Annotated in this window: 13 protein-coding genes; 12 read left to right on the top strand and 1 reads right to left on the bottom strand. The window is 41.1% G+C overall.

What is annotated here, in order from left to right:
• Positions 1-153 precede the first annotated feature (153 nt).
• From sppA to QUF73_22430, 9 genes are all read left to right on the top strand, one after another.
• Positions 154-1,164 carry a signal peptide peptidase SppA gene (sppA, locus tag QUF73_22390; GenBank protein ID MDM5228856.1) on the top strand — a complete coding sequence of 337 codons (1,011 nt, stop codon included), beginning with the start codon at positions 154-156 and terminating at the stop codon, positions 1,162-1,164.
• Positions 1,165-1,179: 15 nt separating this feature from the next.
• Complete coding sequence (locus tag QUF73_22395) at positions 1,180-1,767, top strand: RDD family protein (protein ID MDM5228857.1); 588 nt, start codon at positions 1,180-1,182, stop codon at positions 1,765-1,767.
• Between the two features lie 84 nt (positions 1,768-1,851).
• A complete protein-coding gene (locus tag QUF73_22400) occupies positions 1,852-2,547 on the top strand; it encodes a DUF2953 domain-containing protein (GenBank protein ID MDM5228858.1) in 696 nt (231 codons plus the stop codon).
• A 16-nt stretch (positions 2,548-2,563) separates the two neighbouring features.
• A complete protein-coding gene (gene ytfJ, locus QUF73_22405; protein MDM5228859.1) occupies positions 2,564-3,022 on the top strand; it encodes a GerW family sporulation protein in 459 nt (152 codons plus the stop codon).
• 127 nt (positions 3,023-3,149) lie between these two features.
• Positions 3,150-3,650 (top strand): thiol peroxidase, encoded by a 501-nt coding sequence (gene tpx, locus QUF73_22410; protein MDM5228860.1) that lies wholly within the window; start codon positions 3,150-3,152, stop codon positions 3,648-3,650.
• A 384-nt stretch (positions 3,651-4,034) separates the two neighbouring features.
• Entirely contained in the window at positions 4,035-5,018 is a 984-nt protein-coding gene (locus QUF73_22415) for a class I SAM-dependent methyltransferase (protein MDM5228861.1), read from the top strand.
• A gap of 292 nt (positions 5,019-5,310) precedes the next feature.
• On the top strand, positions 5,311-6,498 hold the full coding sequence (locus QUF73_22420) for an acetate kinase (protein ID MDM5228862.1): 1,188 nt from the start codon (positions 5,311-5,313) through the stop codon (positions 6,496-6,498).
• 140 nt (positions 6,499-6,638) lie between these two features.
• A complete protein-coding gene (locus tag QUF73_22425; GenBank protein ID MDM5228863.1) occupies positions 6,639-7,478 on the top strand; it encodes an EcsC family protein in 840 nt (279 codons plus the stop codon).
• Between the two features lie 41 nt (positions 7,479-7,519).
• Positions 7,520-8,032, top strand: a complete 513-nt coding sequence (locus tag QUF73_22430; protein ID MDM5228864.1) for a molybdenum cofactor biosynthesis protein B — start codon at positions 7,520-7,522, stop codon at positions 8,030-8,032.
• Positions 8,033-8,160: 128 nt separating this feature from the next.
• Here QUF73_22430 and QUF73_22435 read toward each other — a convergent pair whose 3' ends face one another.
• Positions 8,161-8,475 (bottom strand): hypothetical protein, encoded by a 315-nt coding sequence (locus tag QUF73_22435; GenBank protein ID MDM5228865.1) that lies wholly within the window; start codon positions 8,473-8,475, stop codon positions 8,161-8,163.
• Positions 8,476-8,716: 241 nt separating this feature from the next.
• Between QUF73_22435 and pbp4b the strand changes: the two genes are divergently transcribed.
• The 3 genes from pbp4b (at position 8,717) to argH (ending at position 12,899) form a co-directional block, all read left to right on the top strand.
• Positions 8,717-10,105, top strand: coding sequence for a penicillin binding protein PBP4B (gene pbp4b / locus QUF73_22440; GenBank protein ID MDM5228866.1), 1,389 nt, complete (start codon positions 8,717-8,719; stop codon positions 10,103-10,105).
• A gap of 191 nt (positions 10,106-10,296) precedes the next feature.
• Positions 10,297-11,505 carry an argininosuccinate synthase gene (locus QUF73_22445; protein MDM5228867.1) on the top strand — a complete coding sequence of 403 codons (1,209 nt, stop codon included), beginning with the start codon at positions 10,297-10,299 and terminating at the stop codon, positions 11,503-11,505.
• Positions 11,502-12,899: an argininosuccinate lyase gene (gene argH, locus QUF73_22450; GenBank protein MDM5228868.1), complete on the top strand. Its 1,398-nt coding sequence runs from the start codon at positions 11,502-11,504 to the stop codon at positions 12,897-12,899. The genes QUF73_22445 and argH overlap by 4 nt, the downstream gene beginning before the upstream one ends.

The raw sequence follows: 12,899 nt of genomic DNA on the forward strand, positions 1-12,899 counted from the left end.
GAGTTCAGTTTACCTTTTTTTGAAACATTTTAAAAGTTTATACGTATGAAGAATATGTGACGAATAGGTTTTCTGGGAATCATAATCTGTCAAACAAGGCACAAGGGTGGCTGGTTATGTAAGGAGAAAGCATATTAAAAGGAGGATTTCACAATGAATGGAAAACGTTGGGCTGCACTGGGAATAGCAGCAGGTCTGTTTGTTTTTTCCGTTGTGCTGAACTTTGTAACTGCATTTGCATTTACAGATTTTGAAAGCTCGGTAAATGAACTGTTTGCAGGAAGCAATGAAGCATTTTTGGAAGAAGTCATTGAAGAGGGAAATGCACAGAAAAAGATAGCCGTGCTTGATGTAAATGGAGTGATTCAGGATACCGGAGATGCAGCTTCTTTATTTGCAAGCCCGGGATACAATCACAAAGGATTCATGGATAATCTTGAATATGTAAAAGAAGACAGCACAGTAAAGGCGATTGTCATTAAGGTTAATTCTCCAGGCGGAGGGGTTGTGGAAAGCGCCGAAATACATGATAAGATAATTGAAATTCAAAAGGAAACAAAGAAGCCGGTATACATATCAATGGGATCAATGGCTGCATCAGGAGGCTATTATATATCCGCTCCGGCTGACAAGATTTTTGCGAGCCCCGAGACATTGACCGGTTCTCTGGGTGTTATCATGCAGGGCTATAATTATGCAGGGCTTGCTGAAAAATATGGTGTGGAGTTTGTAACGATTAAGAGCGGGCCGTATAAAGATATTATGAGCCCTACCAGGGATATGACAGATGAGGAAAGAAAAATCCTTCAATCCATGATTGATAATTCCTATGCAGGGTTTGTTAAAGTCATCTCGGAAGGCCGCGGACTAACTGAGGCACAGGTGAAGGAAATTGCAGATGGCCGTATTTATGACGGACGGCAGGCGAAAGAACTGAATCTGATTGACGGTTTTGGCTATGACGATGATGTAATTGAACAATTAAAGAAAGACCATAAATTAGATGGTGCCCAGGTTGTAAAGTACACTGAGAATTTTGGGTTCGGCTCCATGTTCAGCATGGGAGCGCGAAAAATCATGGGTGATGACCTGGAAATGGCAGGGATGATGAAATTGTTATCTCAGCCAAACTCACCGCGTTTAATGTATCTTTATGCTGAATAGGGAGGGGGAGAGAAAATGACTTCAAATGAACAGAATGAAAGAGAGCTTGCCCGTCCTGTTTCATTGCAGGGTGAAGGCAGGAATGAGTCATCCCCTGATGAAGCAGATCCTGCTGTTAATGAAACGATCACACAAGCAGAAACCCTCCCCATTCAGAAAACTGCGGAACCCTTCAGGTTTGCCGGGTTTTGGATGAGATTTTGGGCTTATCTTTTAGATTTAGTTGTGGTTGGCAGTGTTGACCGGATATTGATTAATCCAATTTTTAGAGCGCTGGATATTCCTCTGCATGAAAGCAATTTGTTTGCTCCGATTTCCATAGCTACTGCCATTACGTTTTATGCCTATTTTGTGCTGATGACAAAGTTTTTTGGCCAGACACTCGGTAAAATGGTATTTGGTTTAAAGGTAGTAAATCTTAAAGGAAAGAAACTGACATGGAGCACAATTTTGTTCCGTGAATGGATCGGCCGCTTTATTTCAGCGACTATTTTTGTCGGGTATGTGATTGTAGCATTTCTGCCGAAGAAACAGGGATTGCATGATCTTTTTGCAGATACCTCTGTAGTTCATGAAAGGCAAAATGAACAAGTCTATAATTGAAAAAAAGGAAGCCTGTCACCGCTTGGTGGCAGGTTTATTTTTTTTCAGTTGGGCATAATACAATGCTGAAAGGGTGTGAAAAAAGTGAAGTGGCTTCTGATTGCCGTAATTGTCTTCATACTTCTTTTAATTCTCGTCATGGCAACAAAACTAAAGATATATATTCATTTTTACCATGGAAATGATAATGACCATTTAAAAATCCAATTCAAAGCCTGGTTCGGTCTGATCAGATACAAAATGGATGTCCCTCTAATAAAAGTGGATGATAACTCGCCAACTATTGTTGTTAAGGAAAAGACAGCTGCTGGACCACAGGAAAATGCTCCTAAAAAAGATACAAAGCAATACTCCGCAAAAGATCTTATTAATAGTTTGCATGATACGAAATCAATGATAAATCATATCGTGTCTATTCACAAAATAATACGGAAATTTCTAAAGCGTGTGACCATCCGGAATCTTGAATGGCATACATTTGCTGGCCTTGGGGATGCAGCCCATACGGGAATGCTTACTGGGGCTCTCTGGGCGATAAAAGGGAGCATTATTGGATTAATAAGTCATTATATGAAACTGAAAACGCCTCCCAGCATCACCGTAACTCCCCATTTCCAATTTTCCGTCTCACAAACGGCCATTTCATGTATGATTCATTTTCGTGTCGGGCATGCTATGTTAGCAGGAATTAAACTGATCAAATATTGGAAAGGCGGACGGCCGGATTTCAGGACAAAGCCGCTTTCTGCCTTATCTGATGATGGTACTAAAACTGTCTAAAAGAGGAGGAGCAAGAATGTCTGACCATCCTATTCAAGGGCTTATGACAACTGCCATGGAAAATCTGAAAGAGATGATTGATGTTAACACCATAATTGGGGATCCAGTAGAAACCCCTGATGGCAGTGTAATTTTAACGGTTTCAAAGGTCGGCTTTGGCTTTGCCGCAGGAGGAAGCGAGTTCATGCTTGATGGACAATCAGGCGAGGAAAAGGGCCACCCGTTTGGCGGCGGAAGCGGAGGCGGTGTCTCCATCACTCCAATCGCCTTTTTGATTGTTAATTCTCAAGGGGTGAAAATGGTTCATCTGGATGAAAGCACTCATTTATATGAGAAAATTCTTGATCTTGCTCCACAGGCCGTCGATAAAATTCAGCAAATGTTCAATAAGAAAAACGGAGGCAATCAGCAAAGCCAGCCTCAGGATCAAAACAATGATGAGTACAGCGGCAAGAAACAAGACCTTGATATCTAAGAGAAGGAAGTTAACTTTCCCCGGGAGAGTTAACTTTTTTCTTGGAATGTATCCTAAATAATTGCAAAAAAGATTCTGAAAAGATATGATTTACACTGTACATAAGTGATTAAGGAGGACGATTTAAATGGCATCTATTACGTTCAAAGGAAATCCTGTAACATTGCTGGGCAATGAAGTAAAAGTTGGAGATAAAGCTCCTGAATTCAAGGTGCTTGCAAATGATCTTTCTGAAGTAACACTTGCTGATTCAAAAGGGCAGGTGCGTCTAATCAGCGTAGTTCCTTCTATAGACACGGGAGTTTGTGATGCGCAGACACGCCGTTTTAACGAAGAAGCTTCCAAGCTAGACAATGTTAAGATTCTTACTGTAAGCGTGGATCTTCCATTTGCTCAAAAACGCTGGTGTGCAGCAGCAGGCATTGAAAATGTTCAAACCGTTTCCGATCACCGCGGCCTTTCTTTCGGTGAAGCTTATGGGGTTGCCATCCAGGAACTTCGCCTATTGGCTCGTGCCGTTTTTGTTGTCGATTCAAATGACACAGTTACATATGCGGAATATGTAAGCGAAGCAACAGATCATCCAAACTATGAAGCTGCAGTGGAAGCTGCTAAGCAAGCGAAATAATTATACGAATATTGAAAGCTCCGGATTTGTTCCGGGGCTTTATTTTTTTATGCTGGTGGCGTCCTGATTGATTCAGATTTAATACTAGCTGCTTCTTGTAAGAAATTAGCTGCAAACTAATTTTAACCAACTGAGATGATTGGAGCGTAGGGCACTTGACTCCAGCGGGAGGAGAGGGAAGTGAGAGACCCCGCAGGCAAAGCCGAGGAGGCTCTCATTCCTCCCCGCGGAAAGCAAGTGCCTGGAGCGGAAATCAACGGGCAACATTTAAAAATGACAATCTATGTTAGACTTGAATTTTTACTTCTCATTCAGCACCAAACTTGTGAATGAAACAAAAGCCCGTTAAAATAGGAAAAAGAATAAGGACGGGAGGGATAAGCTGTGAAAATAACTCCGGTTGAGGATTTATTTACCATTTTAAACGAAACGGCTGCTATTATGCAGGAAGAAATGCATTGTACATACTTGGAAGCTCTTGCAGAAACAGGAGAGAATCTATTCCATGAAAGCATTCTTCAGGATGAGCTTAGCGAATTAACAGTTAAAAGGCTTAGGAAGAGTTATGAATCCATTGACTTAAGCAGCTGCACAAAAGAAGAGATTAGAAAATCCTTTCAGCTTGCCATATTAAAAGGCATGAAAGAAAACGTCCAGCCTAATCATCAAATGACTCCAGATGCAGTGGGCATGCTGATGGGGTATCTGGTCGAAAAATTCATTCAGGAAAAAGATTTCCGCCTGCTGGATCCTGCAGTAGGAACAGGAAATTTATTGACAACCGTTATGAATCACCAAAAGGATAAAACGGTTGAGGCAACTGGGATTGAAATTGACGACTTATTAATTAAGCTTGCTTATATAAATGCCAATTTACAGGAGCATCCCATTCAATTTTTTAACCAGGATAGCCTTGAGCCCTTGTTTATAGAAGCTGCTGATGCTGTAGTGAGTGATCTGCCTGTTGGCTATTATCCGAATGATGTCCGTTCAGCTGAGTATAAGTTAAAAGCAGATGAGGGACATTCTTATTCTCATCACTTATTTATTGAGCAGAGCATGAATCATGTGAAATCTGGAGGTTATCTATTTTTTATCATTCCAAATGGGCTGTTTGAAAGTGAGCAGGCACCAAAGCTGCATGAATTCATTATGGAGTATGCCTATATTCAAGGCTTGGTCCAGCTGCCTCTTACCATGTTTAAAAATGAAAAAGCGGCCAAAAGCATATTTATCCTTCAGAAAAAAGGGGATGGAGTCACTCCGCCTAAGCAGGCTCTGCTGGTCAACTTGCCCAGCTTATCCAAAACAGCAGAAGCTGAAAAAATTCTCAAGAAAATTGATGTCTGGTTTAAAGAAAGCAAATAAGGATAAACGAATAGAAGCCGAGCATTTTGCCGGCTTCTTTTTTAAATGTATTAATATAGGGAAGTATCAGAAAATATTTAATTTATCATGAAAACGATACCATTGCAAGGTGCTTCTTGAAATGTATTGCTTACAGTGTTTAAATGGAAAATTGAGAGATATTAATTGTGGCCGATGCACAAAATAAAGTTGTATTACTTTTAGGTGTCGTATCACACATTGTTATATAAAAGTATGGGTTTGGAGAGACAAGTCAGTCCCTTTGAACATCTTCTAAAGGAGCGGTAGCTTTATGGCAAAAATCATAGCAATCAATGCCGGCAGTTCTTCGTTAAAATTTCAATTATTTGACATGCCGAGTGAAGAAGTAATTACGAAAGGCTTAATCGAGCGTATTGGGCTGGATAACGCAGTCTTCAATATTTCTGTAAATGGCGAAAAAATTAAGGAAGTAACTGATATACCTGATCATTCAGTAGCGGTTAAAATCCTGCTTGATAAATTAACAAATCTTGGGATTATTAAATCTCTTGATGAAATCGAAGGCATTGGCCATCGTGTAGTACACGGCGGTGAGGCATTCAACGATTCTGTAGTCATTACGGATGAAGTGCTTGCGAAAATAGATGAACTTTCGGAACTTGCACCCCTTCATAACCCGGCTAATATTACGGGAATTAAGGCATTCCAGCAGGTTCTTCCGAATGTGCCTGCAGTGGCAGTATTTGATACAGCCTTCCATCAGACGATGCCTGAAAGCTCATTCCTATATAGCTTGCCATATGAGTATTATGAAAAATATGGCATCCGCAAGTATGGGTTCCATGGTACTTCACATAAATATGTATCAGAGCGTGCTGCAGAAATGCTTGGCCGTCCGCTTGAACAGCTTCGCCTCATCTCCTGCCATTTAGGGAATGGAGCAAGTATTACAGCCATTGAAGGCGGAAAGTCAATCGATACTTCCATGGGATTCACTCCGTTAGCGGGTGTTACAATGGGTACCCGTTCAGGGAACATTGACCCTGCACTTATTCCATTCATTATGGAAAAGACGGGCAAGAATGCAGATGAAGTTCTTGACGTTCTTAATAAAAAGAGCGGTATGCTTGGTGTTTCCGGATTCTCTAGTGATCTTCGCGACATTGAAGTTCAAGCGGTTGAAGGAAATGAAAGAGCAGAATTGGCTCTTGAAGTATTCGCAAACAGAATCCACAAATATATTGGATCCTATGCATCCCGCATGTATGGCGTAGATGCGATCATCTTCACTGCCGGAATCGGTGAAAATAGTGATGTTATCCGTGATCGTGTTCTTCAGGGGCTGGAATTCATGGGCGTATACTGGGATCCTGCATTAAATAAAGTGCGCGGTGAAGAAGCGTTCATTAATTACCCTCATTCACCAGTTAAAGTCATGATTATCCCAACAAATGAGGAAGTCATGATTGCACGTGATGTAGTGAGATTGGCTAAATAACATTCATAACAAGGCAAGGGCTTAACGCTCTTGTCTTTTTTGTTTTTATCGGGATTTATTGCCCATCAGGCGGAAGGAGAATTCATCATCTGACTTATGCTATACTGAGTCCAAGAAAAAATGTTTTGGGAGGAATTGTGATGCCATTGAACGAACGGGAAGAAAGTGTTTTGGCCGGTATTCAGGAGTGGGAAAACAAGCTGTTGAATTATGAACCCAATGATTTGGAAATGGTTTATGATAAATCATTGGAAAGGTCTTTTTCACTATTGCCTGAAGAAGTTCAGCAGCAATTTTTTTCAGCAATGGATAGCTGGCTGTTTCATCTTCATGCGCTTATTCAAGGCTCACAGCTTCAAATGGATGCGAAAGAGCGCATTTTGACGGCAGGCCGTGTTTTTCATTCTGATATTGAGTCGATTGAAGACCTTAAGCAATTGAATATCGACCAGCTTCAATACATAGCTCAACAGCAGATTGCCCGGCATCGTCTTTATTCTTTTGCACAAGGCGGCATTGCCGGTTCAGGCAGCTCACTCATGCTGGGTACAGATATTCCTGCTATGGCGGTTATTAATCTTCGTGCTGTCCAGCTGATTGCCATGACCTATGGTTTTGAGGTCAATACTCCATTCGAAATGATGAGCTCTCTTAAGGTTTTTCACGCAGCCACTCTGCCTCCGCGCATGCAGGGCAGTGCTTGGGAAGTACTGATGAATGAGCTGAAGAATCAGGAAGAATTCTATTTTTATGAAGGAAAAGAAGAATTGACTGATATAACCTGGATTGAGCAGCCAATGAAGCAGCTTTTTAAAGCAATGGCTATTTACCTTTTCCGCAGAAAGTCAGTACAGGGAATTCCGTTCATAAGCATGGCCATTGGAGCCGGGACCAATTATCAGCTGACAAGAAAAGTAACAGATTTCGCTCATAAATATTATCAAATGAGATATTTGCATAGAAAAAACATTCAGCAGTAAACTCCCGGATTACTATGAATTATAAGCAAAGGTGATGCCAAATGAGTACATTCGAGCATAAAAAAGAAGCCCCAAAAGAAGTTAGATGCAAAGTGGTCACCGTAAGTGATACGAGAAATAAAGAAACAGATAAAAGCGGAAAGCTGATGATCCGCCTGCTGGAAGAGGCAGGACATGTCATAGCTGACTATGAAATCGTCAAAGATGAAGGAAATCTCATTCGTGAGGCCGTATTAAGAGGGTGTGAAAACCCCGGCATTGACGCTGTCCTTACAAATGGAGGCACAGGAATTGCATTAAGGGACGTGACTATTGAGACGGTAAGAGAATTATTTGATAAAGAAATTGACGGATTCGGCGAATTGTTCAGGATGTTAAGCTACACGGAAGATATCGGGTCTGCGGCCATTCTTTCACGAGCTGCTGCAGGCACAGTGCAAAATAAAGCCGTTTTCTCAACACCAGGATCATCCGGGGCTGTTCGCCTTGCGATGAATAAGCTGATTCTGCCTGAACTCGGGCATATCGTCAGGGAACTAAGAAAAGATTTATAAAGGGCAAAAAACCTTTCCGCCGCGGAAAGGTTTTTTTAAAATGATAGGGAAGTATAATTTTTAACTTCGGGAACTGTCTAGCGCAAGCAGACTGCCCCTCGAGGTGTCGGGGCGTTTCCGCTTTTCTTTTATGAATGCATTTTCCCTGTAATATCCTGATTCGTTCGATACCATAGCCACAGATCATTTATGACTGATGCCAGTTCTGAAATTTCACTGTTGAGTCTGCATGATCTTTCGAAATTGCCCTCATCTGATAGCTCAGCCTGTTTCCTGTTGATATCCGCTTCAAGCTCGGCAATGCGGTCAGGAATCCTGCCTCTTATTTTTTCCCATTGAAACAGGATCATCTGCTGTGTTTTTGGTGAATATTCATCCCATTCCCGGTCAAAGGCGGGTATGGGAATGCCAAGACGGCCATTATGTGAAAAATGCTCCTCCATTTTGTATCCCCCAAACGATAATCTTGTTTTTATTTTACTATAAAGGTGTTTACGGTGCATGAATGTTTTAGTATTCACTCTTTTTCTGCAGATACTACTATGGAACCAATGTAAAGATAAATGAACTTGGTTCACAAGTACTGATTTAATAGAAAAGCTAAGGTATTGGTTTACAGATTTAATAGATATCGAATAACATATTGACTATTAAGAATATTAAAATAATTAAAAGGGGGATAATATGAAAAGGTTTATTACACATTTAACAGTTTTAGGCCTGGTGCTGGTTTTGCTTTTGCCTTATCCCGTTGCAGCCCTGGGAGAAGAATTGGGCAGAACAGGAAGCAGCAGCTCAGAAGAGGAAGTATTTAAACATAAAAAACCATTAGAATATCCAACCTTGTCAAAAGCAAAGCGCCCCGAGGATGCAGGCTTTTCTTCCAAAAAGCTCAGAGAGGTTGATGAGCTGATCGAGGGAGAAATAGAAAATGGTTTTCCAGGAGCAGCTTTAGTCGTAATTAAAGATGGCAAGATTGTTAAAAACTCCGCATATGGTTCAGCCAAAGTCTTTGATGAATCTGATCCGTTAAATCACCCGCAGAAAATGAAGACAAAAACCATGTTTGATTTAGCATCAAACACGAAAATGTATGCCGTTAACTTTTCACTGCAGCATCTTGTCAGTGAAGGAAAGATCAATCTTGAAGAAAAAATTCAGCATTATTTTCCTGAATTTAAAGATTCAGCAGAAGATGAAATAAAAGGGAAAGGTGAACTCCGGATAATCGACTTGCTCCACCATACTGCCGGATTTCCTTCAAGCATCCATTATCATAATCCTGAAAGGGCGGGAGAATTGTATTCCCAGGAACGCAGTAAAACGCTTTCCATGATTTTAAAAACTCCCCTTCAGTATGATCCTGGCACCAAACAGATTTACAGTGACATTGACTATATGCTGCTGGGATTTATTATTGAAAAAATAACGGGAGTGCAGCTTGACCATTATACTGAGAATCATATCTATAAGCCCTTAGGGTTAAAGCATACTTTATTTAATCCGCTTCGCAAGGGATTCAAAGAAAAGGATTTCGCCGCAACTGAATTACACGGCAACACCAGGGATGGGGTCATTTTCTTCCCTAATATCCGGACCTATACTCTTCAGGGAGAGGTTCATGATGAGAAGTCCTTTTATTCAATGGATGGAATATCCGGGCATGCTGGCCTCTTTTCCACAACTGCAGATCTTGCTGTCCTGATGCAGGTGATGCTTAATGATGGAGGCTATGGAAATATAAAGTTATTTGATAAACGAACAATTGATGAGTTTGTAGAACCTTATGATATGAATCCTACATATGGGTTAGGATGGCGTTTGAACGGAGATCCAAGTATGGAGTGGATGTTCAGCAAGTATGCTGGGAAAGAAGTATTTGGGCATACCGGCTGGACAGGAACGGTAACGGTGATAGACAGAGAAAATAATTTAGCTATCGCTCTCCTGACAAATAAAAAACATTCTTCAGTCATTGATCCATTAAAAGATCCGCATAAGTTTCAAGGTGACACATACAGCATCAGTCAATATGGAAGTGTAATCTCAGCGGTTTATGAAGCATTAAATTAATAAACTATTGCAGGCAAAAGCCGAAACGGGGCATTTGCCTTTTTTATTGGAAAAATTATATTTATTTTTATACATTTTTAAGAATAAGTATTGATTTTTAAAGAAAAGGTTGTTAAAGTAAGAGAATAATAAATGAATAAAAACATAATTTTATTGTATATTTATACGTATAATCCAAGGAGGAAATATATATGTCTCAAAATAAAGTAGTTCTTGCATACTCAGGCGGTTTGGATACATCAGTTGCGGTTAAATGGCTGCAGGATCAAGGTTATGCAGTTGTTGCCTGCTGTCTTGACGTTGGTGAAGGAAAAGATCTTAACTTTATCCAGAAAAAAGCTTTAACTGTTGGTGCTGTCCAATCCTATGTGATTGATGCAAAAGAAGAATTTGCTAATGAATATGCATTAATAGCGCTGCAGGCACATGCTTTATACGAAAATAAGTATCCATTGATCTCTGCTCTTTCACGTCCGCTGATCGCCAAGAAGCTTGTTGAAGTAGCAGAAAAAGAAGGTGCTGTAGCAGTCGCACATGGATGTACCGGCAAAGGAAATGACCAGGTTCGTTTTGAAGTGGCAATCCAGGCTCTAAACCCTGATCTTCAGGTGTTAGCTCCAGTTCGTGAGTGGAGCTGGTCACGTGAGGAAGAAATTGAATATGCAAAACAAAATAATATCCCCATCCCAATTAATCTGGATTCTCCTTACAGCATTGATCAAAACTTATGGGGAAGAAGCAATGAGTGCGGAGTCCTGGAAGATCCATGGGCAGCTCCTCCGGAAGATGCATACGACCTTACCGTTTCTCTTGAAAAAGCTCCTGATACACCTGATACCGTTGAAATCGGTTTTGAAAAGGGTGTACCAGTCAGCTTGAATGGCAAAAGTATTAAGCTTTCCGAGCTTATTGCCGAACTGAATGAGGTTGCAGGCAAGCATGGAGTTGGGCGTATCGACCATGTAGAAAATCGGCTTGTCGGAATCAAATCCCGTGAAGTTTACGAGTGTCCAGGAGCGATGACACTTCTTAAAGCACATAAAGAGCTTGAGGACTTAACGATGGTAAAAGAATTGGCCCACTTTAAACCGGTTATTGAGAAAAAAGTGGCTGAGCTTATATACGAAGGATTGTGGTTCTCTCAGCTTAACAATGCATTAACAGCTTTCCTGAAAGAGACACAAACCTTTGTTACAGGAACAGTCAGAGTGAAGCTGTTTAAAGGCCATGCGATTGTTGAAGGAAGAAAATCTCCTTATTCCCTTTACGATGAAAAGTTAGCAACTTATACTTCCGATGATGAATTTGACCATAATGCGGCAGTTGGCTTTATTAAGCTTTGGGGATTGCCGACAAAGGTGCAGAGCATTGTTCAAAACAGTAAGAAGGTGACAGTGTGAAAAAGTTATGGGGAGGCAGATTCACAAAATCTGCTGAAGAATGGGTAGATGAATTCGGAGCGTCGATTTCATTTGACCAGGAATTGGTTATGGAAGATATAGAAGGGAGCATGGCCCACGTTGCCATGCTTTCTAAAACAGGAATCATCACTGAGGACGATGCTCAAAAAATCAAAACAGGCCTTCAGCAGCTAAAAGAGAAAGCTGCCAAGGATGAACTGGATTACTCAGTAAAACTTGAAGATATTCATTTAAATCTTGAGAGTCATTTGACCGAACTGTCTGGGCCTGTCGGCGGTAAACTTCATACCGCAAGAAGCCGAAATGACCAGGTGGCAACAGACATGCATTTATACCTGCGCAAGCAGGTGGAGCAGATTGTTGAATTGATTCAGGAAATGCAGGAAGAGTTAATCATCCAGGCTGAAAATAATGTGGAAACCATCATGCCGGGCTATACGCATTTGCAGCGGGCACAGCCGATCTCTTTCGGTCATCATCTAATGGCTTATTTCTGGATGCTTGAGAGAGACAAAGAGCGATTTTCTGAAAGCTTAAAAAGAATCAATCTATCTCCGCTTGGAGCAGGGGCTCTGGCAGGAACCACTTTCCCAATCGACCGTGAGTATACCGCGGACCTTCTCGGATTTGAAGGCATCTATGAAAACAGCCTGGATGCAGTCAGTGACAGAGACTTTATTCTTGAGTTTTTATCCTCAAGCTCAATCCTGATGATGCATCTGTCACGTTTAAGCGAAGAATTCATCCTTTGGTCAAGCCAGGAGTTTCAATTCATTGAACTGGACGACAGCTTTGCAACCGGCAGCAGCATTATGCCGCAAAAGAAGAATCCGGATATGGCGGAACTCATCCGCGGTAAAACGGGACGTGTATACGGTAACCTTATGGGGCTGCTGACAGTACTAAAGGGTCTGCCGCTAGCCTATAATAAAGATATGCAGGAAGATAAGGAAGGGATGTTTGATACTGTAAAGACAGTCACAGGTTCACTGAAAATCTTTGCAGGAATGATCCGCACCATGAAGGTTAAAACAGAGCAGATGGAAAAAGCGACTAAAAATGATTTTTCCAATGCTACTGAATTGGCGGATTATCTATCTGATAAAGGCATTCCATTCAGAGAAGCACATGAGATTGTCGGGAAACTGGTCCTTGTCTGTGTACAAAAGGGATGCTTCCTTGGAGATTTGCCGCTTGAAGATTTCAAGAACGCCCATTCATTGTTTGAAGAAGATATTTATGAAGTACTGGATCCCTATACAGCTGTCAAAAGAAGAAATAGTGCAGGCGGAACGGGATTTAAACAAGTAAGCATCGCGATTGAAAAAGCGAAGGAATCTCTCAGCATTAAAGAGTATGTCAATAAAGAATAG

The sequence above is a fragment of the Cytobacillus sp. NJ13 genome, from assembly GCA_030348385.1.
GTDB lineage: Bacteria > Bacillota > Bacilli > Bacillales > Cytobacillaceae > Cytobacillus.

Excerpts from the sequence above, each read along its gene's own strand:
- sppA (MDM5228856.1), top strand. The coding sequence starts at position 154 with ATGAATGGAAAACGTTGGGCTGCACTGGGAATAGCAGCAGGTCTGTTT.
- QUF73_22395 (MDM5228857.1), top strand. The coding sequence starts at position 1,180 with ATGACTTCAAATGAACAGAATGAAAGAGAGCTTGCCCGTCCTGTTTCA.
- ytfJ (MDM5228859.1), top strand. The coding sequence starts at position 2,564 with ATGTCTGACCATCCTATTCAAGGGCTTATGACAACTGCCATGGAAAAT.
- tpx (MDM5228860.1), top strand. The coding sequence starts at position 3,150 with ATGGCATCTATTACGTTCAAAGGAAATCCTGTAACATTGCTGGGCAAT.
- QUF73_22420 (MDM5228862.1), top strand. The coding sequence starts at position 5,311 with ATGGCAAAAATCATAGCAATCAATGCCGGCAGTTCTTCGTTAAAATTT.
- QUF73_22425 (MDM5228863.1), top strand. The coding sequence starts at position 6,639 with ATGCCATTGAACGAACGGGAAGAAAGTGTTTTGGCCGGTATTCAGGAG.
- QUF73_22430 (MDM5228864.1), top strand. The coding sequence starts at position 7,520 with ATGAGTACATTCGAGCATAAAAAAGAAGCCCCAAAAGAAGTTAGATGC.
- QUF73_22435 (MDM5228865.1), bottom strand. The coding sequence starts at position 8,475 with ATGGAGGAGCATTTTTCACATAATGGCCGTCTTGGCATTCCCATACCC.
- pbp4b (MDM5228866.1), top strand. The coding sequence starts at position 8,717 with ATGAAAAGGTTTATTACACATTTAACAGTTTTAGGCCTGGTGCTGGTT.
- QUF73_22445 (MDM5228867.1), top strand. The coding sequence starts at position 10,297 with ATGTCTCAAAATAAAGTAGTTCTTGCATACTCAGGCGGTTTGGATACA.